This window comes from Pseudomonas sp. 3-2, from assembly GCF_019710535.1.
GTDB lineage: Bacteria > Pseudomonadota > Gammaproteobacteria > Pseudomonadales > Pseudomonadaceae > Aquipseudomonas > Aquipseudomonas pharyngis.
The window spans coordinates 6,228,173-6,254,285 of record NZ_CP081200.1; the positions used below are offsets into that span (position 1 = coordinate 6,228,173).

Annotated in this window: 26 protein-coding genes and 1 pseudogene; 16 read left to right on the top strand and 11 right to left on the bottom strand. The window is 60.4% G+C overall.

The window, feature by feature from the left end; translation table 11 throughout:
* Positions 1-11: 11 nt before the first annotated feature.
* Positions 12-671: a DUF1120 domain-containing protein gene (locus K3819_RS28405; RefSeq protein ID WP_085612077.1), complete on the bottom strand. Its 660-nt coding sequence runs from the start codon at positions 669-671 to the stop codon at positions 12-14.
* A gap of 376 nt (positions 672-1,047) precedes the next feature.
* Here K3819_RS28405 and K3819_RS28410 point away from each other — a divergent pair, with 376 nt between their 5' ends.
* Positions 1,048-2,583, top strand: a complete 1,536-nt coding sequence (locus K3819_RS28410; RefSeq protein WP_221399738.1) for a phospholipase D family protein — start codon at positions 1,048-1,050, stop codon at positions 2,581-2,583.
* 21 nt (positions 2,584-2,604) lie between these two features.
* On the opposite strand, the gene K3819_RS28415 is transcribed toward K3819_RS28410, so the two are convergent.
* Together K3819_RS28415 and K3819_RS28420 are read right to left on the bottom strand one after the other, a co-directional pair.
* Positions 2,605-3,750, bottom strand: coding sequence for an MFS transporter (locus K3819_RS28415; RefSeq protein WP_085612079.1), 1,146 nt, complete (start codon positions 3,748-3,750; stop codon positions 2,605-2,607).
* A gap of 188 nt (positions 3,751-3,938) precedes the next feature.
* A complete protein-coding gene (locus tag K3819_RS28420) occupies positions 3,939-5,432 on the bottom strand; it encodes an aldehyde dehydrogenase (protein WP_064600402.1) in 1,494 nt (497 codons plus the stop codon).
* A 235-nt stretch (positions 5,433-5,667) separates the two neighbouring features.
* On the opposite strand from K3819_RS28420, the gene K3819_RS28425 reads away from it, so the two are divergent.
* Complete coding sequence (locus tag K3819_RS28425) at positions 5,668-6,030, top strand: cupin domain-containing protein (protein WP_007954453.1); 363 nt, start codon at positions 5,668-5,670, stop codon at positions 6,028-6,030.
* Positions 6,031-6,190: 160 nt separating this feature from the next.
* The gene (locus K3819_RS28430) at positions 6,191-6,400 is read left to right on the top strand and encodes a peptidase inhibitor (RefSeq protein WP_064600404.1); all 210 of its coding nucleotides are present in this window, start codon (positions 6,191-6,193) and stop codon (positions 6,398-6,400) included.
* Positions 6,401-6,474: 74 nt separating this feature from the next.
* Here the strand turns inward: K3819_RS28430 and rpmG are convergent, their stop codons facing one another.
* Complete coding sequence (gene rpmG, locus K3819_RS28435; protein ID WP_003177274.1) at positions 6,475-6,630, bottom strand: 50S ribosomal protein L33; 156 nt, start codon at positions 6,628-6,630, stop codon at positions 6,475-6,477.
* 11 nt (positions 6,631-6,641) lie between these two features.
* Positions 6,642-6,875 carry a 50S ribosomal protein L28 gene (gene rpmB / locus K3819_RS28440; RefSeq protein ID WP_003177273.1) on the bottom strand — a complete coding sequence of 78 codons (234 nt, stop codon included), beginning with the start codon at positions 6,873-6,875 and terminating at the stop codon, positions 6,642-6,644.
* 446 nt (positions 6,876-7,321) lie between these two features.
* Between rpmB and K3819_RS28445 the strand changes: the two genes are divergently transcribed.
* A complete protein-coding gene (locus tag K3819_RS28445) occupies positions 7,322-8,908 on the top strand; it encodes an ABC transporter substrate-binding protein (RefSeq protein ID WP_221398334.1) in 1,587 nt (528 codons plus the stop codon).
* Positions 8,909-8,981: 73 nt separating this feature from the next.
* On the opposite strand, the gene radC is transcribed toward K3819_RS28445, so the two are convergent.
* On the bottom strand, positions 8,982-9,656 hold the full coding sequence (gene radC / locus K3819_RS28450; RefSeq protein ID WP_064600411.1) for a RadC family protein: 675 nt from the start codon (positions 9,654-9,656) through the stop codon (positions 8,982-8,984).
* Between the two features lie 135 nt (positions 9,657-9,791).
* On the opposite strand from radC, the gene coaBC reads away from it, so the two are divergent.
* The 4 genes and pseudogenes from coaBC (at position 9,792) to argB (ending at position 14,024) form a co-directional block, all read left to right on the top strand.
* On the top strand, positions 9,792-11,000 hold the full coding sequence (gene coaBC / locus K3819_RS28455) for a bifunctional phosphopantothenoylcysteine decarboxylase/phosphopantothenate--cysteine ligase CoaBC (RefSeq protein ID WP_064600412.1): 1,209 nt from the start codon (positions 9,792-9,794) through the stop codon (positions 10,998-11,000).
* 5 nt (positions 11,001-11,005) lie between these two features.
* Positions 11,006-11,461 (top strand): dUTP diphosphatase, encoded by a 456-nt coding sequence (dut, locus tag K3819_RS28460; protein WP_007954445.1) that lies wholly within the window; start codon positions 11,006-11,008, stop codon positions 11,459-11,461.
* Positions 11,462-11,717: 256 nt separating this feature from the next.
* Positions 11,718-13,094, top strand: a pseudogene (locus K3819_RS28465) (phosphomannomutase/phosphoglucomutase); the annotation flags it as partial.
* A gap of 24 nt (positions 13,095-13,118) precedes the next feature.
* Positions 13,119-14,024: an acetylglutamate kinase gene (gene argB / locus K3819_RS28470; RefSeq protein WP_007954443.1), complete on the top strand. Its 906-nt coding sequence runs from the start codon at positions 13,119-13,121 to the stop codon at positions 14,022-14,024.
* A gap of 69 nt (positions 14,025-14,093) precedes the next feature.
* Here the strand turns inward: argB and pyrE are convergent, their stop codons facing one another.
* Positions 14,094-14,738: an orotate phosphoribosyltransferase gene (gene pyrE, locus K3819_RS28475; RefSeq protein ID WP_011336558.1), complete on the bottom strand. Its 645-nt coding sequence runs from the start codon at positions 14,736-14,738 to the stop codon at positions 14,094-14,096.
* Positions 14,739-14,820: 82 nt separating this feature from the next.
* Between pyrE and K3819_RS28480 the strand changes: the two genes are divergently transcribed.
* Positions 14,821-15,600 carry an exodeoxyribonuclease III gene (locus K3819_RS28480; protein WP_007920349.1) on the top strand — a complete coding sequence of 260 codons (780 nt, stop codon included), beginning with the start codon at positions 14,821-14,823 and terminating at the stop codon, positions 15,598-15,600.
* A gap of 79 nt (positions 15,601-15,679) precedes the next feature.
* Here K3819_RS28480 and gltS read toward each other — a convergent pair whose 3' ends face one another.
* The 3 genes from gltS to rph all read right to left on the bottom strand — a co-directional run bounded on the left by gltS (position 15,680) and on the right by rph (position 18,393).
* Entirely contained in the window at positions 15,680-16,888 is a 1,209-nt protein-coding gene (gene gltS / locus K3819_RS28485; RefSeq protein ID WP_221398335.1) for a sodium/glutamate symporter, read from the bottom strand.
* A gap of 384 nt (positions 16,889-17,272) precedes the next feature.
* Positions 17,273-17,641 (bottom strand): DUF4870 domain-containing protein, encoded by a 369-nt coding sequence (locus K3819_RS28490; protein ID WP_085612083.1) that lies wholly within the window; start codon positions 17,639-17,641, stop codon positions 17,273-17,275.
* 29 nt (positions 17,642-17,670) lie between these two features.
* On the bottom strand, positions 17,671-18,393 hold the full coding sequence (rph, locus tag K3819_RS28495) for a ribonuclease PH (protein WP_003229494.1): 723 nt from the start codon (positions 18,391-18,393) through the stop codon (positions 17,671-17,673).
* Between the two features lie 267 nt (positions 18,394-18,660).
* On the opposite strand from rph, the gene K3819_RS28500 reads away from it, so the two are divergent.
* The 6 genes from K3819_RS28500 to K3819_RS28525 all read left to right on the top strand — a co-directional run bounded on the left by K3819_RS28500 (position 18,661) and on the right by K3819_RS28525 (position 23,969).
* Complete coding sequence (locus K3819_RS28500) at positions 18,661-19,524, top strand: YicC/YloC family endoribonuclease (RefSeq protein ID WP_007954440.1); 864 nt, start codon at positions 18,661-18,663, stop codon at positions 19,522-19,524.
* Between the two features lie 13 nt (positions 19,525-19,537).
* Complete coding sequence (gene gmk / locus K3819_RS28505; protein WP_064600422.1) at positions 19,538-20,158, top strand: guanylate kinase; 621 nt, start codon at positions 19,538-19,540, stop codon at positions 20,156-20,158.
* Between the two features lie 168 nt (positions 20,159-20,326).
* Positions 20,327-20,590: a DNA-directed RNA polymerase subunit omega gene (rpoZ, locus tag K3819_RS28510; RefSeq protein WP_003229503.1), complete on the top strand. Its 264-nt coding sequence runs from the start codon at positions 20,327-20,329 to the stop codon at positions 20,588-20,590.
* A 57-nt stretch (positions 20,591-20,647) separates the two neighbouring features.
* Positions 20,648-22,753, top strand: a complete 2,106-nt coding sequence (gene spoT, locus K3819_RS28515) for a bifunctional GTP diphosphokinase/guanosine-3',5'-bis pyrophosphate 3'-pyrophosphohydrolase (protein ID WP_007954439.1) — start codon at positions 20,648-20,650, stop codon at positions 22,751-22,753.
* Positions 22,754-22,777: 24 nt separating this feature from the next.
* A complete protein-coding gene (locus K3819_RS28520; protein WP_003229509.1) occupies positions 22,778-23,158 on the top strand; it encodes a RidA family protein in 381 nt (126 codons plus the stop codon).
* Between the two features lie 70 nt (positions 23,159-23,228).
* Positions 23,229-23,969 (top strand): hypothetical protein, encoded by a 741-nt coding sequence (locus K3819_RS28525; RefSeq protein WP_074689978.1) that lies wholly within the window; start codon positions 23,229-23,231, stop codon positions 23,967-23,969.
* Between the two features lie 139 nt (positions 23,970-24,108).
* On the opposite strand, the gene K3819_RS28530 is transcribed toward K3819_RS28525, so the two are convergent.
* A complete protein-coding gene (locus K3819_RS28530) occupies positions 24,109-24,966 on the bottom strand; it encodes an SDR family oxidoreductase (RefSeq protein WP_221398336.1) in 858 nt (285 codons plus the stop codon).
* Positions 24,967-25,154: 188 nt separating this feature from the next.
* On the opposite strand from K3819_RS28530, the gene exbB reads away from it, so the two are divergent.
* The gene (exbB, locus tag K3819_RS28535; RefSeq protein WP_085612085.1) at positions 25,155-26,108 is read left to right on the top strand and encodes a tonB-system energizer ExbB; all 954 of its coding nucleotides are present in this window, start codon (positions 25,155-25,157) and stop codon (positions 26,106-26,108) included.
* The last annotated feature ends 5 nt before the right edge of the window (positions 26,109-26,113 follow it).

Consider the following 26,113-nt stretch of genomic DNA (forward strand, 5'->3'; position numbering starts at 1 on the left):
TGCGCGCCCTGTCAGAGGTAGAGCAGCTCGAAAGTCGCCGAGCCTCTGAGCGCGATTTCAGAAGTGATCGGAAGGTTCGACGCCGGCCCGATCACCGGCACCAGCGTCATGGGAAAAGTGTGCACCACCCCTGGCAATGGACCTGCAGCCAGGCTGCGCCCCCAGGAATAGCGAAGATTGCCTTCGTAGTTTTTCCCGACCAGCGTGGCAGGCGCCGGAATATCCCAATTGGCGTTTGCACCCTGTTTGTACATCACGATAGAGGTCTGGCCATCGACGGTCGGCGTGCCGAATCGCAGGCCATACCCACCGATCTTGGTACCCGCCACCTCACCTATCCCGTAGATGTACATGGCCCAATCCGAGCCGTCGACGACGATACCAGGCAATTGAGTATGGGCCTGATTGTCATGCACCTTGATGGCCATGGGTGCGGACGCCGAACAACTGACACTCAGGGTGACGTTGTGGTTGGTCAGTTCGGTCTGACTGTCCCGGTTCAGTGCGGCGGCGGAAATATTGCCCAGATCCACCGTGTTGCCGCCGGCGAAGGCCGGCGTACACGAAGTCGGGATGATAGTACCGGTGATCGTCAGATCCGCACCGTCGGCCATGGCCAATGCCGGGCACAGGGCGCTTGCGACAGCTATCGCACGAAAGGTCTTGCGCATGAAAATTCTCACTCCATAAGAATCAAAAAATTACAGCCAGCTGCGCCTTTTCTGAGTGAAAAACAGAAATGCCCTTCCTCAAAATCAGCACGGCGATTATTCCGATTGCGTCATGGGAGTGATGTAAGGCGAGGGCTTAATCGGCACCGGAAAAATCGCTGCAAGGTGTAGCTGATGTGAGCCGGAAAAATCGTCAATTCGTTTAAGAACTCTCGCTTGCCCGACAGTCATAAGCTACAAGCCGCTCTGGTCCAGGGCTCGGATTGACTGACCGTCGAACGGATAACACGCTGCGTGCGCCGTGCCATACTCCTGACCTCGCCCACACCCGGAACGATCCGACTTGAGCTCAAGACATTCCCTGCCATTTGCACTGATGTTCGCCCTGCTGCTCGCCGGGTGCGCCTCACTGGATGTTCCACGAGAACCCAGCCAGACCCTGCCAGCCAACGGATCGGCATTCGGCCGTTCGATCCAGGCCCAGGCGGCGCCCTACAAGGGCCAGTCCGGTTTTCGCCTGCTGTCCAACAGTACCGAAGCCTTTACCGCCCGCGCCGAGCTGATCCGCAACGCCCAAAGCAGCCTCGATTTGCAGTACTACATCGTCCATGACGGCATCAGCACCCGAATGCTGGTGGAAGAATTGTTGAAGGCTGCCGACCGTGGCGTGCGGGTGCGGATCCTGCTGGACGACACCACCAGCGACGGTCTCGACCTCATCATCGCCACCCTCGCGGCGCATCCACAGATCCAGATCCGTCTGTTCAATCCGCTGCACCTGGGGCGCAGCACCGGTGTGACCCGTGCGGCCGGGCGGCTGTTCAACCTGTCGCTGCAACATCGGCGCATGCACAACAAGTTGTGGTTGGCGGACAACAGTGTGGCCATCGTTGGCGGGCGCAATCTGGGCGATGAATACTTCGATGCCGAGCCCAACCTGAACTTCACCGACATCGACATGCTCAGTGTCGGGCCGGTCGCCGAACAGCTCGGGCACAGTTTCGACCAGTACTGGAACAGTGCCCTGAGCAAGCCGATCGACGAATTCCTCTCCAGCAAACCCACGGCCAAAGACCTGCAGAACACCCGCACGCGCCTGGAAGAATCCCTGGAAGAGACCCGCAAACAGAATCACGCGCTGTATCAGCAGTTGATGACTTACCGCACCGCTCCGCGCATGGACGTCTGGCGCCGGGAGCTGATCTGGGCCTGGAATCAGGCGTTGTGGGATGCGCCGAGCAAGGTGCTGGCCAAGGGCGAACCCGACCCGCAGCTGCTGCTGACCACACAACTGGCGCCGGAGCTGACCGGTGTCAGCAAAGAACTGGTGATGATTTCTGCCTATTTCGTGCCGGGACAACCGGGGCTGGTCTACCTGACCGGCCGCGCCGATGCGGGCGTGTCGGTAAGCCTGCTGACCAACTCGCTGGAAGCCACCGACGTGCCGGCGGTGCACGGCGGTTATGCGCCGTATCGCAAGGCGTTGCTGGAACATGGCGTGAAGCTGTTTGAGCTGCGGCGCCAGCCTGGGGATAACGACGGCAGTGGCCCGCACCTGTTTTACAGCAAGTCCTATCGCGGCTCGGATTCGAGCCTGCACAGCAAGGCGATGATCTTCGACGGCAAAAAATCGTTCATCGGCTCGTTCAATTTCGACCCGCGCTCGGTGCTGTGGAACACCGAAGTCGGGGTGCTGGTGGACAGCCCCGAACTGGCGGCGCACGTGCGCGAACTGGCCTTGCAAGGCATGGCGCCGGCGCTCAGCTACGAAGCGAAACTGCAGGACGGAAAAGTGGTGTGGGTCACCGAGGACAATGGCCAGATGCACACGCTGACCAAGGAGCCCGGCAACTGGTGGCGGCGCTTCAATGCGTGGTTCAGCACCACGGTGGGACTGGAGCGGATGCTGTAGCGACCCGCTCCAACCGCCTCATCAAGCGGGCTCCGGCACCTTGCCGAACGCCCCTTGCCGCGACAGCAGAATCACCAGCCCGAACGCGCCGGCCGCCATCAGCCACGGCAACGCATGTCCGCTGATCCACTGGCTGCCCGCGCCCGCCATCAACGGCCCGATCAGACAACCGACACCCCACAGCTGCGCGACATGCGCATTGGCGCGCACCAGCGCATCGTCGCGGTAACGCTCGCCAATCAGAATCAGCGAAAGCGTGAACAGACCACCGGCACTGGCGCCGAACAGCACCCACAGCGGCCAGATCAGCAAGGTGTCGAGCAGGATCGGGATCGCCAGGCTCGACAGCATCAACACCACGGCGCAGCCGGTGAACAGGGTCCGTCGCGACAGGTAGTCGGCCAGCGCACCGATGGGCAATTGCAGCAGCGCATCGCCCACCACCACAGTGCTGACCATCGCCAGCGCGATTTCAGCGGTGAAGCCCTGTTGCAGGCAATACACCGGCAACAGCGTCAGGATCATCGCTTCGAATGCGGCGAACAAAGACACCGCCCAGGCGATGGCCGGCAGTTCGCGAGCGAAGCCCCACAGATCGCCGAAGGTCACGCTGCTGGCCTCGCTGCTCGGCGCGCCACTGCGGCCCAGCAGCAGAAACGGCGAAGCGATCAGCAGACCGACACCCACCCAGAAGCCGTAATCGTGATCGGTGCCAAGCGCACCCAGCAGTAATGGACCAGACAGTTGGCTCAGCGCATAACTGCTGCCATACAGTGCCACCAATCGTCCGCGCCAGTGCTCGACCACCAGTTGATTGATCCAGCTCTCGCCGAGGATGAACACGATGGTCAGAACCACGCCGATCATCAGCCGCAATACCAGCCAGATCGGGTAGCTCGGCAGCAGCGCCAGCAGGCCGATGGACAGCGCCCCGGCCCACAGGCACAGGCGCATCAGGTTCGCCGTGCCGAAGTGCGCGGCCAGATGACTGGAAACCTTCGCCCCCAGCAACACGCCGATGGCCGGCATCGCCGCCATCACACCAATGGCAAACGAACCGTAACCCCAACCCTCCAGGCGCAACGACACCAGCGGCATGCTGACCCCCAGGGCCAGACCAACACTCAAGACAGACGCCAACACGGCGAAATACGTCGCCCAACGCATGGTCCACGCTCCTGTGGATAATTTTTATGTGCACCACAAAACCAATGTGGGAGCGGGCTTGCTCGCGAATGCAGTCTGACAGTCGACATTATTGCTGACTGACACACCGCCTTCGCGAGCAAGCCCGCTCCCACAAGGGATCTCTGTTTCGTCAGGGTGCCTGGAGTGACCGGGCTACCGCTAACTGTTTACAGCTTGATCCAGGTCGCCTTCAGCTCGGTGTATTTGTCGAACGCGTGCAGCGACTTGTCGCGGCCGTTGCCCGACTGCTTGAAGCCGCCAAACGGTGCGGTCATGTCGCCGCCATCGTACTGATTGACCCACACGCTGCCGGCCCGCAGGGCCTTGGCGGTCAGGTGTGCCTTGGAAATGTCCTGAGTCCAGACTGCCGCCGCCAGGCCGTAAGGCGTGTCGTTGGCGATGCTGATCGCTTCCTCGGCGGTATCGAAGGCGATAACCGACAGCACCGGGCCGAAGATCTCTTCCTGGGCAATCTTCATCGCGTTGCTCACGCCGTCGAAAATCGTCGGCTCAACGTAGGTGCCACCGGTTTCCTGAAGAATGCGCTTGCCGCCGGCCACCAGTTTGGCGCCATCGGTGTGGCCCGACTCGATGTAGGACAGCACGGTGTTCATCTGCTGAGTGTCGACCAGCGCGCCAACGTTGGTGGCCGGATCCAGCGGGTTGCCCGGTTTCCAGGTTTTCAGCGCCTCGATCACCATCGGCAGGAATTTGTCCTTGATCGAACGCTCGACCAGCAGACGGGAACCTGCGGTGCAGACTTCGCCCTGGTTGAAGGCGATGGCGCTGGCGGCGGATTCGGCAGCGGCTTGCAGATCCGGCGCATCGGCAAACACGATGTTCGGGCTCTTGCCGCCGGCTTCCAGCCAGACGCGCTTCATGTTCGATTCGCCGGAATAGATCATCAGTTGCTTGGCGATCTTGGTCGAACCGGTGAACACCAAGGTGTCGACGTCGTTATGCAGCGCGAGCGCCTTGCCGACGGTGTGGCCGTAGCCCGGCAGCACGTTAAGCACGCCTTTCGGGATGCCGGCCTCGACCGCCAGTTCGGCGATGCGGATGGCGGTCAGCGGGGATTTTTCCGACGGTTTGAGGATCACCGAGTTACCGGTCGACAACGCCGGCCCGAGTTTCCAGCAGGCCATCATCAGCGGGAAGTTCCACGGCACGATGGCCCCGACCACGCCAACCGGCTCACGGGTTACCAGACCCAGTTGATCGTGCGGGGTAGCGGCGACTTCGTCGTAGATTTTGTCGATCGCTTCACCGCTCCAGCTCAGCGCTTGCGCGGCACCCGGCACGTCGATATACAGCGAATCGCTGATCGGCTTGCCCATGTCGAGGGTTTCGAGCAGGGCCAGTTCTTCGGCATGCTGCTTGAGCAGGCCGGCGAAACGGATCATGGTGGCTTTGCGTTTGGTCGGCGCCAGGCGCGACCAGACGCCGGAGTTGAACGTGGCGCGGGCGTTTTCCACGGCGCGCTGAGCGTCGGCGGCGTCACAGCTGGCAATCTTGCCCAGCAGGCGGCCATCGACCGGGCTGATGCACTCGAAGGTCTCGCCGGAGACGGCATCGGTGTACTCGCCATTGAGGAAGGCGCGGCCTTCGATCTTCAGGTCGCGAGCGCGTTGTTCCCAGTCGGCACGAGTCAGGGTGGTCATTCGAGTGTCCTCCTCTTGTTCAATACGAGCGCCGCGATCGTCGCGGTCGTCCTCAGGAATACTGCCCGGCCAGCCTGCTTTTCGGCCCGAGGCATCCGCCACCCTAAACCAGCGGCCGGGGTTGTTTCAATATATTTGACATAAGGCGGTTATACCGCCTTGCGGCGTTCAATTTAATCAACATAGACTTTGCCCCTTTCAAGCCACCGCGCCGTCATCACGGGAGAAAACAACAATGAACATCCAGAACGTCGTCGACATCAGCCTGACCACAACCGAAGCCGAACGCTATCGCCCGGACCCGGCCAAAGTGCTCAAGGGCGATCCCGAGCAGGCGGTGTTCAACCAGTACGACAGCCCATGTGGGCAAATGGGCGTTGGCGTTTGGGAAGGTGCGGTCGGGCAGTGGACGGTGAATTACACCGAACATGAATACTGCGAAATCCTGCAAGGTGTTTCAGTGCTGCGTGACGGTGAAGGCAATGCAAAGACCCTGCGTGTCGGCGACCGCTTCGTGATTCCGGCCGGTTTCCGTGGCACCTGGGAAGTGCTGGAAGCGTGCCGCAAGGTCTATGTGATCTTCGAACAGAAGGCCTGATCCGACACAAGTGGTGACTACACGAGTAAGACGCGTGCAGTGCTTCTGAGTGAAACTTCGCGGCAGCGCTCATACATCGGGCAATTTCCTACCGAGGCAGGATGTCTCGGCAGGACTGACCGGCGAGCGCTCCCAACCGAATGGAACGCAAGGAGGCACCATGCCTGATTTCTGCAATATCAACGCCGCGCAATTTGCTGTCGGCCAAGTCGCCACCCCAGAGACCCTGAGCGCTATCCGCACTGCGGCCGGAGTTCAGAAACATCGACTGGAACGGCCGGAGGACTTGTTCAATCTCCTGCCCAAACCTGACCGGATCAGGGTGCTGGTCAACGATCGCAATGAGATCGATGAACTGATCTGCGGCTGATTGCTAATCGCCAGGCAACAAAAAAGGCCCGTATCGTGAGATACGGGCCTTTTTCGTAAGTCGGGAAAAATCAATTACTTGATTTTGCCTTCCTTGTAGATCACGTGCTTGCGAACAACCGGATCATATTTCTTGATCTCGATTTTGTCCGGGGTAGTACGCTTGTTCTTGTCGGTAGTGTAGAAGTGACCAGTACCGGCGCTCGAGATCAAACGAATCAATTCACGCATGATTAGCTCCCTTAAACCTTGCCGTCGCGACGCAGCTCGGCCAGCACAACGCTGATGCCACGCTTGTCGATGATACGCATGCCTTTGGCGGAAACGCGCAGGCGTACGAAACGTTTCTCTTCTTCAACCCAGAAGCGGTGATGCTGCAGGTTCGGCAGGAAACGACGACGGGTTTTGTTGTTTGCGTGGGAAATGTTGTTCCCAGTCACCGGACCCTTACCGGTAACTTGACATACTCTAGACATGCCTCAGCCCTCTAAAACCACATGCCCAACCCGGCATGGGTTGGCCGCTTAATCTCTAGTCATTGTGGCGCCAGGCGCCGCGATTCTTTAGAGGTCTTACCGGCTACACCTACAAGCGAAGGAACCGGGCCCCTAGAAAAGAGCGCTGCTTTATACCAGAAAGACCACGGAGCAACAACTTTCCGTGTGCAATGAATGGCTAAAAGGTCGCTTTTTCCGGCCGCAAGCGCCTTGGGCAAAGGCCGCCGGCAATTTTTACCATTCGTCGAAGAAAACCGATCATACCCGCGTTCGAGACTTTTCCTGCCGCCTCTTCCGACAAATCCTTAACCGCGCAGCCCCGAAAATGCAAAAAGGGGATAGTCATTTGCAATCGCGACCACTAGGGTAGGCCTTTTCCAGACTGCACTTGCAGATGGGCCTTCGATCTGTAAAGGAAGCCGACCATGCGCCTCGCTGCCCTCCCCCTGCTCTTCGCCCCGCTGTTACTGAGTCCACTGGCCCAGGCCGCCGCCCTGAGCATCTGCACCGAGGCCAGCCCCGAGGGCTTCGACGTGGTGCAGTACAACTCGCTGACCACCACCAACGCCTCGGCGGACGTGCTGATGAACCGTCTGGTGGATTTTGACACCGCCAGCGGCAAGGTCGTCCCGAGCCTGGCCGACAGCTGGGAAGTCAGTACCGATGGCCTGAGCTATGTCTTCAAACTGCACCCGCAGGTGAAGTTCCACACCACCGACTACTTCAAGCCGACCCGCGAACTGACCGCCGAAGACGTCAAATTCAGTTTCGACCGCATGCTCGACCCGGCCAACCCGTGGCACAAGGTCGCCCAGAGCGGTTTCCCGCACGCCCAGTCGATGCAGTTGCCGAGCCTGATCAAGAAGATCGACGCACTGGATCCGCTGACCGTGCGCTTCACCCTCGATCACCCGGACTCGACGTTCCTCGCGACCCTGAGCATGGGCTTCGCCTCGATTTATTCTGCTGAATACGCCGACAAGCTGTTGAAGGCCGGCGCCACCGACAAGCTCAACAGCCAGCCGGTCGGCACCGGCCCGTTCGTCTTCACCCGGTTCCAGAAAGACGCCTCGATCCGCTACAAGGCCAACCCGGATTACTTCCGCGGCAAACCTGCGGTGGACCCGCTGATCTTCGCCATCACTCCGGACGCCAACGTGCGGCTGCAAAAGCTGCGGCGTAACGAGTGCCAGATTGCCCTGTCGCCAAAACCGCTGGACGTACAGGCTGCCAGGCAAGAGCCGACGCTGAAAGTCGAAAAGACTGACGCGTTCATGACCGCCTTCGTCGGCATCAACAGCCAGCACCCGCCGCTGGACAAACCGGAAGTGCGCCAGGCGATCAACCTCGCCTTCGACAAGGCCAACTACCTCAAGGCTGTATTCGAAGACACCGCCGAAGCCGCCAACGGCCCGTACCCGCCGAACACCTGGAGCTACGCGAAGAACCTGCCGGGTTACGCCCACGACGTGAACAAGGCCAAGGCCCTGCTGGCCAAGGCCGGATTGAAGGACGGTTTCCAGACCACCATCTGGACGCGCCCGTCCGGCAGCCTGCTCAACCCGAACCCGAGCCTCGGCGCGCAGCTCCTGCAATCGGATCTGGCAGAAATCGGCATTCAAGCGGAAATCCGCGTGATCGAATGGGGCGAACTGATCCGTCGCGCCAAGGCTGGCGAACATGACTTGCTGTTCATGGGCTGGGCCGGCGACAACGGAGACCCGGACAACTTCCTCACGCCGCAGTTTTCCTGCGCGGCGGTCAAATCCGGCACCAACTTCGCCCGCTACTGCAATGCCGACCTGGACAAGCTGATCAGCGCCGGCAAGACCACCAGCGAACAAGGCGTACGCACCAAGCTCTACGAACAGGCGCAGGCGCAGATCCAGCAGCAGGCACTGTGGCTGCCGCTGGCGCATCCGACGGCCTATGCGCTGACGCGTAAGGACGTGCAGGGTTACTCGGTGAGCCCGTTCGGGCGGCAGGATTACTCCAAGGTCACCCTGAAGTAACCCGCCACAACACAAAACCTTTGTGGGAGCGGGCTTGCCCGCTCCCACAGGGATTAGCGTTTGTACTTGAAAGCTACATCCAGCCACATTCCGCCATCGACAGCGGTTCACCATCGCCAACGATGAAATGATCCAGCACCCGCACATCAATCAACTCCAAAGCCTTCTGCAAGCGCTTGGTCAATAATCGATCAGCCTGACTGGGATCGGAGTTTCCCGACGGATGGTTATGGCACAGGATCACCGCTGCCGCGTTGTTGGCCAGGGAACGCTTCACGACTTCCCGGGGATGCACGGCCGTGTTGTCGATCGAGCCGCGAAACAGCGTCTCGAAAGTCAGCACCTGATGTTTGGAGTCGAGAAACAGGCAACCGAACACCTCGTGCGGCTCGTGGCGCAGCATGGCCTTGAGGTAATCACGCACGACCTGCGGATTTTCCAGTGCCGTTTTCTGGCGCATGCGCTCGGCCAAGTGTCGCCGCCCCATTTCCAGCACGGCCTGCAACTGGGCGAACTTCGCAGGGCCCAGGCCCAGTTGTTCACTGAACGTTGCGAGATCGGCCTCAAGCAAAGCACGCAAGCTGCCGAACTGACTCAACAGATGCCTTGCTACATCCACCGCACTTTTGCCGGATACGCCGGTACGTAGAAAAATCGCCAGCAATTCGGCATCGGAAAGACTTCCCGAGCCCTGTTCCAACAGCTTCTCCCGCGGCCTTTCCGCCGCCGGCCAATCGCGAATACTCATACACCTTCCTTGTCTGTGGGCGCCGCTGTTCCGTAGCGGTCGCTGTGATATCGTAGCCCATCTTTTTTGCGGGCGAATTCACCCTGGGGAGGGGGTTTCGCCACGTATGTCACCAACGAAATGAAAGGCAGACCTATGCAGCGGCTGTATCGGAAACGCATCGTTCTGGGCGTCGGCGGCGGCATTGCTGCCTACAAGAGCGCCGACCTTGTGCGCCGCCTGATCGATCAGGGCGCCGAAGTGCGCGTGGTCATGACCCGTGGCGGCAGCGAATTCATCACCCCGCTGACCATGCAGGCGTTGTCCGGTCACCCGGTTCACCTGGACTTGCTCGACCCGGCCGCCGAAGCGGCGATGGGCCACATCGAACTGGCCAAATGGGCCGATCTGGTGCTGATCGCCCCGGCCACCGCCGACCTGCTCGCCCGTCTGGCCCAAGGCATTGCCAACGATTTGCTGACCACCCTGGTGCTGGCCACCGACGCGGTCGTAGCGGTCGCCCCGGCCATGAACCAGGCCATGTGGCGCGACCCGGCGACCCAGGCCAACCTGCAACTTCTTGAAAGCCGTGGCCTGAAGACCTTCGGCCCGGCCTCGGGCAGCCAGGCCTGCGGCGACGTCGGCATGGGCCGCATGATGGAAGCCACCGACCTGGCCCAGCTCGCGGCGGACTGCTTCCAGCGTCAGGCATTGACCGGCAAGCACGTGGTGATCACCGCCGGCCCGACCCAGGAAAACATCGACCCGGTGCGCTACATCACCAACCACAGCTCCGGCAAAATGGGCTTCGCCCTGGCTGAAGCGGCGGTGGAAGCCGGCGCCCGAGTCACGCTGATCAGCGGCCCGGTGCACCTGCCGACGCCGGATCGCGTCACCCGGATCGACGTGGTCAGCGCCCGAGACATGCTCGCCGCGTGCGAAGCCGCGATCCCTTGCGACATCTTTATCGCCTCGGCGGCGGTTGCGGACTACCGTCCGGAAGTCGTCGCCCCGCAAAAATTGAAGAAAGACCCTACGAGCGGCGACGGCTTCGTCCTGCAAATGGTGCGTAACCCGGACATCCTGGCCACCATCGCGACCCGTCCCGACCGTCCGTTCAGTGTCGGCTTCGCCGCCGAGACCGAACACCTGCTCGACTACGCTGCACGCAAGCTGAAGGACAAGAATCTCGATCTGATCGTCGCCAACGACGTCGCCAACCCGAGCATCGGTTTCAACAGCGAAGAAAACGCCTGCAGCGTCATCGACCGTGCGCTGCACGCCACGCTTTTCGCCCAGACCAGCAAGAGCAAGATCGCTCGCCAACTGGTCACTTTTATCGCCGAACGTCTGAACCAGGTTTAATTTACATGCACGCTTTGCAAGCCAAGATCCTCGACCCACGCATCGGTACCGAATTCCCGCTGCCGCAATACGCCACACCGGGCTCCGCCGGCCTCGACCTGCGCGCCATGCTGCAAGAGGACATCGTGATCAAGCCGGGTGAAACGGTGCTGATCCCCACCGGTCTGTCGGTCTACATCGGCGACCCGAACCTCGCCGCGCTGATCCTGCCGCGCTCGGGCATGGGCCATAAGCACGGCATCGTGCTGGGCAACCTCGTCGGCCTGATCGACTCCGACTACCAGGGCCCGCTGATGGTCTCCTGCTGGAACCGTGGCCAGACCGAATTCACCATGCCGGTTGGCGAGCGCCTGGCGCAGCTGGTGCTGGTGCCGGTGGTTCAGGCGCACTTCGAAATGGTTGAAGAGTTCGTCGAAACCGAACGCGGCGCTGGCGGTTTCGGCCATTCCGGCACCAAGTGATTGGTTTTGTGGCGAGGGAGCCTGCTCTCTCGCCATAAAAATACGCAGATTCATCTGCAAGCTTTACCGCTGAAAATCAAGGCATTGACAGGCCAAAGCCACGCCGTACAAGGCGTCATGGCCCTTTCACACCACGAACTCTCTGTGAAAACCGCCGTCATACCCTTCAGTTTGAGCTTGCCGTCGAATAGTCGTCGGTGTGTCCAGCCACTTTCGAGATGGAGCATTTTCGCAGATGAGCACCCCCGCCCAAGTCGCCCCGAAGCTTCCCGACAGCATCTTCCGCGCCTACGACATTCGCGGCACCGTGCCGGAATTCCTCAATGGCGAAACCGCCTACTGGATCGGTCGCGCCATCGGCTCCCAGAGCCTGGCCCAAGGCGAACCGAACGTGTCCGTCGGTCGTGACGGCCGTCTGTCCGGCCCGGAACTGGTCGCAGAGCTGATTCGCGGCATCGCCGAAAGCGGCTGCCATGTCAGCGACGTCGGCCTGGTGCCGACCCCGGCGCTGTACTACGCCGCCAATGTGCTGGCCGGCAAATCCGGCGTGATGCTCACCGGCAGTCACAACCCGTCGAACTACAACGGCTTCAAGATCGTGATCGCCGGCGACACCCTCGCCAATGAACAGATTCAGGTTTTGCATGAGCGTATCAAGACCGGCAACCTGAGCAGCGGCACGGGCAGCGTGACCCAGGTCGAAATCCTCGACCGCTACACCACCGAAATCGTCCAGGACATCAAACTGGCCCGCCGCCTGAAAGTCGTGGTCGACTGCGGCAACGGCGCGGCCGGCGTGATCGCCCCGCAGCTGATCGAAGCGCTGAACTGCGAAGTCATCCCGCTGTTCTGCGAAGTCGACGGCAACTTCCCGAACCACCACCCGGACCCGGGCAAGCCTGAAAACCTCGTCGACCTGATCGCCAAGGTCAAGGAAACCAACGCCGACATCGGCCTGGCCTTCGACGGCGACGGCGACCGCGTCGGCGTGGTGACCAACACCGGCACCATTGTGTTCCCGGACCGTCTGCTGATGCTGTTCGCCCGTGACGTGGTAGCGCGCAACCCGGACGCGGAGATCATCTTCGACGTCAAATGCACCCGTCGCCTGATCCCGTTGATCAAGGAATATGGCGGTCGGCCGCTAATGTGGAAGACCGGTCACTCGTTGATCAAAAAGAAAATGAAACAGTCCGGCGCGCTGCTGGCCGGCGAAATGAGCGGGCACATTTTCTTCAAGGAACGCTGGTTCGGTTTCGACGACGGCATTTACAGCGCCGCACGGCTGCTGGAAATCCTCAGCAAGGAAAAATCTTCGGCGGAGGAGCTGTTCGCGACCTTCCCGAACGATATTTCCACGCCAGAAATCAATATCCATGTGACCGAAGAGAGCAAATTCAGCATCATTGATGCACTGCACGATGCGCAGTGGGGCCCAGGCGCCGACCTGACCACCATTGACGGCGTGCGGGTCGACTACGCCAAAGGCTGGGGCCTGGTGCGCGCGTCCAACACCACACCGGTGCTGGTGCTGCGCTTCGAGGCCGATGACGAGGCTGAATTGCAGCGCATCAAGGCTGTGTTCCATGCCCAACTGAAACGCGTTGCACCTGATCTCCAACTACCGTTCTGATTGCTGATTCACCCGGAGCCCTGAATGACCCTCGAACGCGATGCCGCCGCCAACACTGCCAAGGTCCTGTCCGAAGCGCTGCCTTACATCCGCCGATACGTCGGCAAGACCCTGGTGATCAAATACGGCGGCAACGCGATGGAAAGCGAGGAGCTGAAAACCGGCTTCGCCCGCGACATCGTGCTGATGAAGGCCGTGGGCATCAACCCGGTGGTCGTGCACGGCGGTGGCCCGCAGATCGGTGATCTGCTCAAGCGCCTGTCGATCGAAAGCCACTTCGTCGACGGCATGCGCGTCACCGACGCCGCGACCATGGACGTGGTGGAAATGGTCCTCGGCGGTCAGGTCAACAAAAGCATCGTCAACCTGATCAACCGTCACGGCGGCAGCGCCATCGGCCTGACCGGTAAAGACGCCGGGCTGATTCGTGCGAAGAAGCTCACCGTCACCCGCCAGACCCCGGAGATGACCCAGCCGGAAATCATCGACATCGGCCATGTGGGCGAGGTGGTCGGGATCAACACCGAACTGCTGAACCTGCTGGTCAAAGGCAACTTCATCCCGGTGATCGCGCCGATCGGCGTGGGTGAGAACGGCGAGTCGTACAACATCAACGCTGACCTGGTGGCCGGCAAGGTCGCCGAAGCGCTGAAAGCCGAGAAGCTGATGCTGCTGACCAACATCGCCGGCCTGATGGACAAGTCGGGCACCGTACTGACCGGCCTGAGCACCCAGCAGGTCGACGACCTGATCGCCGACGGCACCATCTACGGCGGTATGCTGCCGAAGATCCGCTGTGCACTGGAAGCGGTTCAGGGCGGCGTGGGCAGCTCGCTGATCATCGACGGCCGTGTACCGAACGCGATCCTGCTGGAAATCTTCACCGATACCGGTGTGGGTACGCTGATCAGCAATCGCAAGCGTCCGTAAGCGCTCGCGCAAACAAAAAGACCCCGCTCAGCCTGGCTGAGCGGGGTCTTTTTTTGCCTGAAGCTGCGATCAGACGCCGAACTGGGCGCGATAGGCTTCAACGGCTGGCAGGTGCTGCTTGAGCTGCGGATCGTCAGCCAGGAATTCCAGCACCTGGTTCAGCGACACGATGCTGATGACCGGGATGCCGAAATCACGCTCGACTTCCTGGATTGCCGACAGCTCGCCGTTACCGCGCTCCTGACGGTTCAGGGCGATCAGCACGCCGGCGGCCTTGGCGCCGTCCTGGGAAGCGATGATCTGCATCACTTCACGGATCGCAGTGCCGGCAGTGATCACGTCGTCGATGATCAGCACATCACCGGTCAGCGGTGCGCCGACCAGGCTGCCGCCCTCGCCGTGGGCCTTGGCTTCCTTGCGGTTGAAGCACCATGGCAAATCACGGTTGTGGTGCTCGGCGAGCGCCACGGCAGTGGTTGCCGCCAACGGGATGCCTTTGTAGGCCGGGCCGAACAGCACGTCGAACGGAATGCCGCTCTCGGCGATGGCTGCGGCATAGAAACGACCGAGCTGCGCCAGGGCCGAACCCGAGTTGAACAGGCCGGCATTGAAGAAGTAAGGACTGGTGCGCCCGGACTTCAGGGTGAACTCACCGAAGCGCAAAACGCCGCGATCGATGGCAAAACGAATGAAATCGCGCTGATACGCTTGCATGAAAAAAACCCCAAATACCACGGATTTAGCTAATTAGCTTGACGCCGTGTATCATACACGCACGCGATTTTTGGGGCCATTTATGCGGATCATCAGTGTGAACGTCAATGGTATTCAGGCTGCAGTCGAGCGCGGTTTGCTCAGTTGGCTGCAGGCACAGAATGCCGACGTCATCTGCCTGCAGGACACCCGTGCCTCCGCCTTTGAACTGGACGACCCAGCCTTCCAACTGGATGGCTACTTCCTTTATGCCTGCGATGCTGAAGTCCCTGCCCAAGGCGGCGTGGCTTTGTATTCGCGGTTGCAACCGAAGGCTGTCATCAGCGGTCTCGGATTCGAGACGGCCGACCGCTACGGGCGCTACCTGCAAGCAGATTTCGACAAAGTCAGTATTGCCACCTTGCTGCTTCCTTCGGGGATGAACGGCGATGAGGACTTGAACCAGAAGTTCAAGCTCATGGACGATTTCGGCAAGTACCTGGACAAACAGCGGCGCAAACGTCGCGAGTACATTTATTGTGGCTCGCTGTACGTCGCGCAGCAGAAGCTCGACATCAAGAACTGGCGCGACAGCCAGCAATCCCCGGGTTTCCTGGCGCCGGAACGCGCCTGGATGGACGAGATTGTCGGCAACATGGGCTACGTAGATGCCCTGCGCGAAGTCAGCCGCGAAGGTGACCAGTACAGCTGGTGGCCGGACAACGAACAGGCCGAGATGCTGAATCTGGGCTGGCGCTTCGACTACCAGATCCTGACTCCAGGGCTGCGGCGCTTCGTGCGCAGCGCACGCCTGCCACGTCAGCCACGGTTCTCGCAGCATGCGCCGCTGATCGTCGACTACGACTGGACGCTGACCATCTAAGCGCAGTTTCGTAGTTGAAAAAATGCCCGTATCACAAGATACGGGCATTTTTTTGTCTGCGTTCGAAGTGAAATCGAACTCAGATGACGGCGAAGAAAGGCAGCATCAGATACAGCTTGATCACGATGACATTAATAATGTCGATGAAGAACGCCCCCACCATCGGTACGACCAGAAACGCGATCTGCGAAGGCCCATAGCGTTGCGTAACCACTTGCATGTTAGCGATGGCAGTCGGCGTGGCACCGAGACCAAAACCGCAGTGCCCCGCCGCCAGTACGGCAGCATCGTAGTTACTGCCCATCATCCGGAACGTCACAAAGATCGCGAACAGCGCCATGACCAGCGCCTGTACAGCCAGAATGATGAAGATCGGCAACGCCAACGCCGCCAGATCCCACAATTTGAGCGACATCAGGGCGATCGCCAGAAACAGCGAAAGGCTGACATTCCCCAACACCGAGACTTCACGTTCAAACACCTGATACAACCCCAGCGCTGAAAGACCGTTGCGCAGCACCACGCCCACGAACAGCACGCAAACGAACGTCGGCAATTCGAATGCCGTGCCGTGAAGCAGGCCATTAAGAAGATTACCCGCCAGCAAGCTGACCGCGATCAGAGCCAGGGTTTCGATAAAGGAAAATGGCGTGATCGAGCGCTCTTTGTTCGGCTGCTCGAAGCCCCGTGGCAGGCTTTGCGGCGCCTGGGCGTTGCAGCCAGGCACTTCCACACGCTTGATGAGTAAACGAGCAACCGGACCGCCTATCAGACCACCCAGTACAAGACCGAACGTCGCAGAGGCGATCGCCAGTTCCGAGGCGGAGGCCAGGCCGTATTTTTCATTGAATACCGCACCCCATGCAGCGCCGGTACCGTGACCGCCCGCCAGGGTAATCGACCCCGTCAGCAGCCCCATCAGCGGATCAAGGCCAAGCACTTTTGCGAGTCCGATACCCATGGCGTTTTGCAGAATCAGAAGGCCGATGACCGCTAACAAGAACATTCCGACTACGCGACCGCCCTTCTTGAGACTGGCGAAATCGGCACTCAGACCGATAGTGGCAAAAAACGCCAGCATGAGCGGTGTCTGCAATGAGGTATCGAAACGAACTTCTATATCAAGCGCTCGCAATACCAGAAGAACCAGCGCAACCAGCAAACCACCCGCAACGGGTTCGGGAATATTGAAATTGCGCAGTACACCAACACGGGCAACAAAGCCACGCCCCAGCAGAAGTACGAGTGAAGCGGCCACGAGCGTGCCGTAGAAATCGAGCTGAATCATCTGGATTATTCTTGGCTATATATTCAGAGGCGAACTTTCCCTGGATACGCCTCATGAACCGGCGAACTTTTCAACACCGGAAACACTGGAATTCAAAAGCCTTCGATGGCTTGAACATATCGAAATATTTCTGAAGGAATATAACGTGCGACAACCATACCAAGCATAAAGTCATGCTGCCAATGTTCTTCGACAACATAAAGGCATCGTACTTGTGACTAAAAATGTAAGGCTGATGAATATATTAAATACCATCTACCATTCATCGCAGAAAGATTATTCCTACAAGCATTACAGGCTTATTGAGTTGCAAAAAAGCCCTGGCAAGTCAGGGCTTTTAAATATGCGGAATGATTATTCCAACATGCACCTTGCGGCCGGATGCTATTTGATCAACCGCCAAGTGAACGGATAGCGATACGGGAAACCTTCGTTGGCTTTCACACCACCGATAATCGTCAACACCAGCGCCGCGATGGCCAGCAGGCCAAACAGCACGAACCCGATCAGCAACAGCATCAGCACGAAACAGATCATCGAAGCGATCGCCACGGTGATCTGGAAATTCAGCGCTTCCTTGCCCTGGGCGTCGATGAACGGATCGGTCTCGCGCTTCATCTGCCACAGGACCAGCGGCCCGATCAGCGTACCGAACGGAATCCAGATCCCCAGCAAGGCGGACAAGTGACAAAACATGGCCCATTGGCGAACCTCCTGGCTCGGTTTGGGCAGCAACTCTTGCTCACCACTCATTGCGTCCTCCTTGCGGGTTACGAACCTGCTCAGTCGGCCAGTGCAGCCTTTTGCAGTTCGAAGATCTCGTTCATGCCTTTCTTCGCCAGCTCCAGCATCGCGTTCAGCTCTTCAGGCTGGAACGGCGCGCCTTCGGCGGTGCCCTGCACTTCGATGAAACCACCGGTGCTGGTCATCACCACGTTGAGGTCAGTCTCGGCGGCAGAGTCTTCAAGATAGTCCAGATCCAGCACCGGCTCGCCCTGGTACATGCCCACGGAAACGGCACCGATCATTTGCTTGAGCGGGTCGCCGCCTTTCAGGCCGCCGCGCTTCTTGATCACTTTCAGTGCATCGACCAGCGCAACCATGGCGCCGGTGATCGACGCAGTGCGGGTACCGCCGTCGGCCTGGATCACGTCGCAGTCGACGTACAGGGTGACGTCGCCCAGCTTGGACATGTCCAGCGCGGCGCGCAGGGAACGGCCGATCAGGCGCTGGATTTCCAGGGTACGACCGCCCTGCTTGCCACGGCTGGCTTCACGCTGGTTACGCTCGCCGGTGGCGCGCGGCAGCATGCCGTATTCGGCGGTCAGCCAACCCTGGCCCTGGCCTTTGAGGAAACGCGGCACGCCGTTTTCGACGCTGACGGTGCAGATGACTTTGGTATCACCGAATTCGACCAGTACCGATCCCTCGGCGTGTTTGGTGTAGTTGCGGGTAATGCGGATCGAGCGGAGCTGATCGGCAGCGCGACCACTTGGACGTTTCATAGGAGATACCTGTACTGGGGACGGAAAACTGCGGACCATTATAGAGCCGCGCACCGCGCCTGGGCACTCGTTAAAAAATCCGGCCGACGACCGAAGGCCCTGAAACGCGCATTGCCGACGGCCTGCAGCCCTTTGTCACACCGTGTGTTTGGGCGCATCTGCCGCACTGCGCTACAATCCTGCGCCTTTGCTGCCAGTCGGCTTAAATTCATTGATATCGAGCTGCGGAGCTTCAATTCGCGCCGATCTGTATCGCGAGGTCACCCCATGGTGCACAGCATGACCGCCTTCGCCCGCGTCGAAAAAGCCGGCGTCCAGGGCACCCTGAGCTGGGAACTGCGCTCGGTCAACAGCCGTTACCTGGAACCCCACCTGCGCCTGCCGGAGTCGTTTCGCGACCTCGAAGGCGCTGTCCGCGAAGCCCTGCGCCAGGGCCTGTCGCGCGGCAAACTGGAATGCACCCTGCGCTTCACCGAGGAAAGCACCGGCAAGCCGCTGCAGGTGGATCGCGAGCGCGCTGCACAACTGGTCGCCGCGGCCGAAACCGTCGCCGGCCTGATCAAGAACCCGGCCGCGCTGAACCCGCTGGAAGTGCTTGCCTGGCCGGGCGTACTGGTGGCCGACGCCACCGACCCGCAGGCGCTGAACGCCGAGGCGCTGGCACTGTTCAATCAAGGCCTGAAAGACCTCAAGGCCGGCCGCGAGCGCGAAGGCGCGGAGCTGGCCCGCCTGATCAATGATCGCCTGACCTCCATCGAGGAAGACGTGGTCACCCTGCGCGAACTGGTTCCGCAGATGCTCGCCACCCAGCGCCAGAAAGTCCTCGACCGCTTCGCCGACATGAAGGCCGAGATGGACCCGCAGCGCCTGGAACAGGAAATGGTCATGCTCGCGCAAAAGAGCGACGTGGCCGAAGAACTGGATCGCCTGAGCACCCACATCATCGAAGTTCGCCGGGTGCTCAAGTCCGGCGGTGCCGCCGGCCGGCGCCTGGACTTCCTGATGCAGGAGCTCAACCGCGAAGCCAACACACTGGGCTCCAAGGCCTTCGACCCGCGCAGCACCCAGGCGGCGGTCAACCTCAAGGTGTTGATCGAGCAGATGCGCGAACAAGTGCAGAATATTGAGTAAGGCTACCCCCGACATGACCCACAGCACCGGCACCCTGTACATCATTTCCGCCCCCTCGGGCGCGGGCAAGAGCAGTCTGGTCAAGGCCCTGACCGACGCCGATCCGGAAATCCGCGTCTCGATTTCCCACACCACCCGCGCCATGCGCCCGGGCGAAGTGGACGGCGTGAACTATCACTTCGTGACCCGCGAAGAGTTCGTGAAGATGGGTGAGCACGGCGACTTCCTGGAACGCGCCGAAGTCTTCGGCAACTTCTACGGCACCTCGCAAAGCCGCCTGCAGCAGACCCTGGACGAAGGCCACGACCTGATTCTGGAAATCGACTGGCAAGGCGCCGAGCAAGTGCGCAAGCTGATGCCGCAGGCCCGTTCGATCTTCATTCTGCCGCCATCGCTGCAGGCCCTGCACCAGCGCCTGACCAACCGTGGCCAGGACAGCGACGACATCATCGACGGCCGGATGCGTGAAGCGGTCAGCGAGATGAGCCACTACGTCGAGTACGACTACCTGATCATCAACGACGATTTCGCCCACGCGCTGGACGATCTGAAGGCGATTTTCCGCGCCAATCAGCTGCAACAGAAACGTCAGCAAGTGCGTTTCGGCAAATTGCTGGCTGAATTGCTCGGCTGAAACAGCACTTCCCAAAACCGCTGCAAGGGCTTTACATTGGCACTTGCAGCGCGTTGAAGAGTCTGGTCAAAAAATCAGCGCTTCCCTAATCGCTGGTGATTTTTTAAACTGTTGAGTCCGCTCGCCCAACCGGGCAGCGCGCATATTGCATTCGCTCCGAGGAATACCATGGCCCGCGTAACCGTTGAAGACTGCCTAGAACACGTGGAAAACCGCTTTGAGCTGGTCATGCTCTCTACCAAGCGTGCCCGTCAACTGGCCACCGGCGGCAAAGAGCCTCTGGTTCAGTGGGAAAACGACAAACCGACCGTAGTTGCGCTGCGTGAAATCGCTGAAGGCCTGATGAGCTACGAGTTCATCGCCGAGCAGGAAATCGTCCACGAAGACCCTGTCTTCGCTGCGTTCGAGGACGAGTCCAACGAGGCCGTCTAAGCCTATGCCTGGTCGACGTAGCACGGCGCGGGATCACAGCTTACGGCAGGAGACATCATGCCGAGCATAGACGCCCTCGCCGATCGCTTATCGACCTACCTCGGCAACGACCAGGTCAACCTGGTCCGCCGAGCGTATTTCTACGCCGAACAAGCCCACGACGGCCAACGCCGCCGCAGCGGCGAGGCGTATGTCACGCATCCTCTTGCCGTGGCGAATATTCTTGCCGACATGCACATGGACCATCAGAGCCTGATGGCTGCGATGCTGCATGACGTGATCGAAGACACCGGTATCGCCAAAGAAGCGCTGCAAGCGCAGTTCGGTGAAACCGTGGCCGAACTGGTCGACGGGGTCAGCAAACTGACCCAGATGAACTTCGAAACCAAGGCTGAAGCCCAGGCGGAAAACTTCCAGAAGATGGCGATGGCCATGGCACGCGACATTCGCGTGATCCTGGTCAAGCTCGCCGACCGTCTGCACAACATGCGTACGCTGGAAGTGCTGTCCGGCGAAAAACGCCGACGCATCGCCAAGGAAACCCTCGAGATCTACGCACCCATCGCCAACCGGCTGGGCATGCACGCGATCCGCATCGAGTTCGAAGACCTCGGCTTCAAGGCCATGCATCCGATGCGTTCCGCGCGGATCTACCAGGCGGTCAAACGCGCCCGGGGCAACCGCAAGGAAATCGTCAACAAGATCGAAGAATCCCTTGGCCACTGCCTCGCCATCGACGGCATCCAGGGCGAAGTCAGCGGTCGCCAGAAACACCTCTACGGCATCTACAAGAAAATGCGCGGCAAGCGTCGGGCCTTCAACGAGATCATGGACGTCTACGCGTTCCGGATCATCGTCGACAAGGTCGATACCTGCTACCGCGTGTTGGGTGCCGTACATAATTTGTACAAACCGTTGCCGGGGCGCTTCAAGGATTACATCGCTATCCCCAAGGCCAACGGCTATCAGTCGCTGCACACCACGCTGTTCGGCATGCACGGCGTACCGATCGAGATCCAGATCCGCACCCGTGAAATGGAAGAGATGGCCAACAACGGCATCGCCGCCCATTGGCTGTACAAATCCAGCGGCGACGAGCAGCCGAAAGGCACCCATGCCCGCGCCCGTCAGTGGGTCAAGGGCGTGCTGGAAATGCAGCAACGCGCCGGCAACTCGCTGGAATTCATCGAGAGCGTGAAGATCGACCTGTTCCCGGACGAGGTCTACGTGTTCACGCCCAAAGGCCGGATCATGGAGCTGCCCAAAGGCTCCACGGCGGTCGATTTTGCCTACGCGGTGCACACCGACGTCGGCAACAGCTGCATCGCCTGCCGGATCAACCGTCGTCTCGCACCGCTGTCCGAACCGCTGCAAAGCGGCTCCACGGTCGAGATCGTCAGCGCTCCCGGCGCAAGGCCGAACCCGGCGTGGCTCAACTTCGTGGTCACCGGCAAGGCGCGAACCCATATCCGCCACGCGCTGAAACTGCAACGCCGCTCCGAATCCATCAGCCTCGGCGAACGCCTGCTGAACAAGGTGCTCAACGGCTTCGACAGCGCGCTGGAACAGATTCCGGCCGAACGCGTGAAGGCGATGCTCACCGAGTACCGCCTCGAACTGATCGAAGACTTGCTGGAAGACATTGGCCTGGGCAACCGCATGGCCTACGTCGTGGCGCGCCGCCTGCTCGGCGAAGGCGAACAACTGCCAAGTCCGGAAGGCCCGCTGGCGATTCGCGGCACCGAAGGCCTGGTCCTCAGCTACGCCAAATGCTGTACGCCGATCCCGGGCGACCCGATTGTCGGTCACCTGTCGGCGGGCAAGGGCATGGTCGTGCACCTGGACAACTGCCGCAACATCAGCGAAATCAGGCACAACCCGGAAAAATGCATCCAGCTCTCGTGGGCCAAGGATGTCACCGGCGAATTCAACGTCGAACTGCGCGTCGAGCTGGAGCACCAGCGCGGCCTGATCGCCCTGCTGGCCAGCAGCGTCAACGCAGCCGACGGCAATATCGAGAAAATCAGCATGGACGAACGCGATGGCCGCATCAGCGTTGTCCAGTTGGTGGTCAGCGTCCACGACCGTGTGCACCTGGCCCGCGTGATCAAGAAACTGCGCGCCCTGACCGGGGTGATCCGCATCACCCGCATGCGTGCATAACTCAAACATTACAAGGAGTCATACATGACCAAGACTGTTATCACCAGCGACAAGGCCCCGGCCGCCATCGGTACTTACTCCCAGGCGATCAAGGCCGGTAACACCGTTTACATGTCGGGTCAGATTCCCCTCGATCCAAAAACCATGGAACTGGTCGAAGGCTTCGAAGCCCAGACCGTCCAGGTGTTCGAGAACCTGAAAGCCGTGGCCGAAGCCGCCGGTGGTTCGTTCAAGGACATCGTCAAGCTGAACATCTTCCTCACCGACCTGAGCCACTTCGCCAAGGTCAACGAGATCATGGGCAAGTACTTCGACCAGCCGTACCCGGCGCGCGCCGCCATCGGCGTGGCAGCCCTGCCAAAGGGTTCGCAGGTTGAAATGGATGCCATTCTGGTCATCGAGTAATGCGCACGGCGCGGCCTCACGCCGCGCCGACTGCTCTGCGGTAAAGAAAAGGTTTTGAAAGGATTCCACCATGCGCAAAGCGCTTGCTCTCTCGCTGCTCGCCATTTTCCTCGGCGGTTGCGCCAGCAACCCTGCCGACCGTGACATCAGCGGCACCTGGATCAATCAGGTCGCCATCGATGCCGCTGCCAAGGGCGGCCCCCTGCGCGAAGCGCTTCAGGCTTACGGCCCGAACCTGGAGTGGGACGTCAACACCAAGGCCGGTCAGGCCCGCTACACCAACGGTTTCGAAAACGTCGAAGGTCGCTTGCTCGGCGAACAGTCCGGTGCCTGGAAAGTCGACTTCTATGGCAGCTCCGCCAGCGAGCTGAAACGTGACGGTGGTCAACTGCAACAAGCCGCCAACGAAAACGAACCGGAACAGGTCTTCGACCGCGCTCAGATCCCGGTGCCGGACGGCGCACCGATCGGCGCCAGCTTCGAACGCGCGCTGTATTCCGCTTATCTGGGCGGTAACTGGACGATCACCAGCGGCCAGGGCGAAGGCGCCACCGTGCAGTTCCAGGCTGACGGCCAAGTCTCCGGCCTGCCGGGTGCCGATCGTTATGCGCTGTGCCTCGCAGGCGATTGCGCGTCGATGAGCAGCGGCAACGACAGCATGTGGTTGCAGCAGAACGGTCAGGGCAACAACTGGATCTTTGTGCGCAAGGGCAAAGAGCTGGAAATCCTGCAGGCCGTGAACACGGCACTGGCGGATGAACAACCGCAGTTCACCCCGGGTGAGCGCAAGTGGTTGCTCGAGAAGCAATAACCCACCTTTGAAAACACAGTAAATCGAATGTGGGAGCGGGCTTGCTCGCGAATGCGGTCTGTCAGGCAATCAAGATGCCGCCTGACGCGACGCCTTCGCGAGCAAGCCCGCTCCCACATTTACTGTGCAATGCCGGAAGTCAGCAGCGCCCCTCAAGAATCGCGGCATACCCCTCGCGATAACTCGGATACTTCGGCACCCAACCCAGCGCCTTCGCCCGGGCATTGCTGCAACGTTTGCTGCCGGTGCGACGCACGCTCTCGTCTTCCGACCATTCGGTGACCCCCAGATACTCACGCAACCAGGCCACCACCTCGGCCAGCGGCGCAGGCGCATCGTCCACGCCGATATAGATGTCATCCAGCGTCACGCCCTTGCGAGCTGCCTCCAGCAAGAACGCCATCAACCCCGCCGCGTCATCGGCATGGATGCGATTGCCATACAGCGGCGGATCGACCGCCACCCGATAACCACGCCGCACCTGAGTCAGCAGCCACTCACGGCCGGGGCCGTAAATACCGGTCAGGCGCACGATGCTCGCTGGAATGCCGCTGTTGAGCGCAACCTGCTCGGCCTCCCGCATCACCCGACCGGAATAACCAGCGGCGACGGTTTCGGATTTTTCATCGACCCATTCGCCGTTCTGCTGGCCATAAACACTGCTGCTGGAAACAAACAGCAACCGCTCAGGCTCCTGCCCATAATCGTTCAGCCAACCCAGCACATGCTGCAAACCCTGCACATACGCCGCGCGATAACCGGCCTCATCGTGATCGGTGGCCGCCGCGCTATACACCAGGTAATCGATAGCGCCCACCGGCCACGTCTCGGGGCAATCCTCATTGAACAAGTCACCGGCCACACCGATAACGCCGTCCGGCAAACGTGAAATATCACGGCGCAGGCCATAGACCTGGAAGCCGGCAGCCAGCAATTGCGTGGCCAGACGGCTGCCGACATCACCGCAACCGGCGATCAAAACAGAAGGCGCGGACATCAAAAATCTCCCATCGGAAAGCGACAGACTAGCCTCGGCAAGGGACGAGCGGCTAGCAATGAAGGAAAAAAAGCAACTCTATTACTTTTGTTAACAAGAATTACTTGCAATAATGCACGCCACTTTTGTTCTCGGCCTCACGAGGCCTGGAAGAGCATTACCGTTTTTCTATCTCAGGTCCGGCCAGCATGACACGCATTCAAAACTCCGCTTCGCCAACCAACCGACCTCGCGCCTGGAGCGCCGTGGCTGCCCTGCTGGTCAGCCTGATGCTGGCGCCGGTCGCCGCATTCGCTGACGCACAAGCCCCGGCCGCGCCAGCTGCCACCGAGCAAAGCGCTCCGGCCGCCGCACCTGCCGCGACCGACCCGGTGCAGGCCGTAGACGCCAGCGCCGCCGACGCGCCGGAAGTCCTCGAAGCCGACAACACCCTGGGCATGGCCCACGACCTGTCGCCATGGGGCATGTACCAGAACGCCGACGTCATCGTTAAAGCCGTGATGATCGGCCTGGCCATCGCCTCGATCATCACCTGGACCATCTGGATCGCCAAGGGCTTCGAGCTGATGGGCGCCAAGCGTCGTCTGCGCGGCGAGATTGCCGCCCTGAAAAAAGCCGCCACGCTCAAAGAGGCCAGCGCCACCGCCGCGAAGGAAGGCACCCTCGCCAACCTGCTGGTACACGACGCGCTGGAAGAAATGCGCCTGTCGACCAACGCCCGCGAAAAAGAAGGCATCAAGGAGCGCGTAAGCTTCCGCCTCGAGCGCCTGGTCGCAGCCTGTGGCCGCAACATGAGCAGCGGCACCGGCGTCCTCGCCACCATCGGTTCCACCGCACCGTTCGTCGGTCTGTTCGGTACCGTGTGGGGCATCATGAACAGCTTCATCGGCATCGCCAAAACCCAGACCACCAACCTTGCCGTCGTAGCACCGGGTATCGCTGAAGCGCTGCTGGCTACCGCACTGGGTCTGGTTGCCGCGATTCCTGCCGTGGTCATCTACAACGTCTTTGCCCGCTCCATCGCCGGTTACAAGGCTCAGGTGTCCGATGCGTCGGCGCAGGTGCTGCTGCTGGTCAGCCGCGACCTCGACCACCAGCCTGAGCGCAACAGCTCGCAACCGCACATGGTGAAAGTGGGGTAATCGGC

Bases quoted from the DNA above. Each gene is read 5' to 3' on its own strand.
- rpmG (WP_003177274.1), bottom strand. From the start codon at position 6,630: ATGCGTGAATTGATTCGTTTGATCTCGAGCGCCGGTACTGGTCACTTC.
- pyrE (WP_011336558.1), bottom strand. From the start codon at position 14,738: ATGCAAGCGTATCAGCGCGATTTCATTCGTTTTGCCATCGATCGCGGC.
- rpmB (WP_003177273.1), bottom strand. From the start codon at position 6,875: ATGTCTAGAGTATGTCAAGTTACCGGTAAGGGTCCGGTGACTGGGAAC.
- K3819_RS28425 (WP_007954453.1), top strand. From the start codon at position 5,668: ATGAACATCCAGAACGTCGTCGACATCAGCCTGACCACAACCGAAGCC.
- dut (WP_007954445.1), top strand. From the start codon at position 11,006: ATGCACGCTTTGCAAGCCAAGATCCTCGACCCACGCATCGGTACCGAA.
- K3819_RS28410 (WP_221399738.1), top strand. From the start codon at position 1,048: ATGTTCGCCCTGCTGCTCGCCGGGTGCGCCTCACTGGATGTTCCACGA.
- radC (WP_064600411.1), bottom strand. From the start codon at position 9,656: ATGAGTATTCGCGATTGGCCGGCGGCGGAAAGGCCGCGGGAGAAGCTG.
- K3819_RS28525 (WP_074689978.1), top strand. From the start codon at position 23,229: ATGCGCAAAGCGCTTGCTCTCTCGCTGCTCGCCATTTTCCTCGGCGGT.
- K3819_RS28405 (WP_085612077.1), bottom strand. From the start codon at position 671: ATGCGCAAGACCTTTCGTGCGATAGCTGTCGCAAGCGCCCTGTGCCCG.
- K3819_RS28520 (WP_003229509.1), top strand. From the start codon at position 22,778: ATGACCAAGACTGTTATCACCAGCGACAAGGCCCCGGCCGCCATCGGT.
- K3819_RS28420 (WP_064600402.1), bottom strand. From the start codon at position 5,432: ATGACCACCCTGACTCGTGCCGACTGGGAACAACGCGCTCGCGACCTG.
- K3819_RS28415 (WP_085612079.1), bottom strand. From the start codon at position 3,750: ATGCGTTGGGCGACGTATTTCGCCGTGTTGGCGTCTGTCTTGAGTGTT.
- exbB (WP_085612085.1), top strand. From the start codon at position 25,155: ATGACACGCATTCAAAACTCCGCTTCGCCAACCAACCGACCTCGCGCC.
- K3819_RS28530 (WP_221398336.1), bottom strand. From the start codon at position 24,966: ATGTCCGCGCCTTCTGTTTTGATCGCCGGTTGCGGTGATGTCGGCAGC.
- coaBC (WP_064600412.1), top strand. From the start codon at position 9,792: ATGCAGCGGCTGTATCGGAAACGCATCGTTCTGGGCGTCGGCGGCGGC.
- spoT (WP_007954439.1), top strand. From the start codon at position 20,648: ATGCCGAGCATAGACGCCCTCGCCGATCGCTTATCGACCTACCTCGGC.
- K3819_RS28430 (WP_064600404.1), top strand. From the start codon at position 6,191: ATGCCTGATTTCTGCAATATCAACGCCGCGCAATTTGCTGTCGGCCAA.
- K3819_RS28490 (WP_085612083.1), bottom strand. From the start codon at position 17,641: ATGAGTGGTGAGCAAGAGTTGCTGCCCAAACCGAGCCAGGAGGTTCGC.
- K3819_RS28445 (WP_221398334.1), top strand. From the start codon at position 7,322: ATGCGCCTCGCTGCCCTCCCCCTGCTCTTCGCCCCGCTGTTACTGAGT.
- K3819_RS28480 (WP_007920349.1), top strand. From the start codon at position 14,821: ATGCGGATCATCAGTGTGAACGTCAATGGTATTCAGGCTGCAGTCGAG.
- gltS (WP_221398335.1), bottom strand. From the start codon at position 16,888: ATGATTCAGCTCGATTTCTACGGCACGCTCGTGGCCGCTTCACTCGTA.
- gmk (WP_064600422.1), top strand. From the start codon at position 19,538: ATGACCCACAGCACCGGCACCCTGTACATCATTTCCGCCCCCTCGGGC.
- argB (WP_007954443.1), top strand. From the start codon at position 13,119: ATGACCCTCGAACGCGATGCCGCCGCCAACACTGCCAAGGTCCTGTCC.
- rpoZ (WP_003229503.1), top strand. From the start codon at position 20,327: ATGGCCCGCGTAACCGTTGAAGACTGCCTAGAACACGTGGAAAACCGC.
- K3819_RS28500 (WP_007954440.1), top strand. From the start codon at position 18,661: ATGGTGCACAGCATGACCGCCTTCGCCCGCGTCGAAAAAGCCGGCGTC.
- rph (WP_003229494.1), bottom strand. From the start codon at position 18,393: ATGAAACGTCCAAGTGGTCGCGCTGCCGATCAGCTCCGCTCGATCCGC.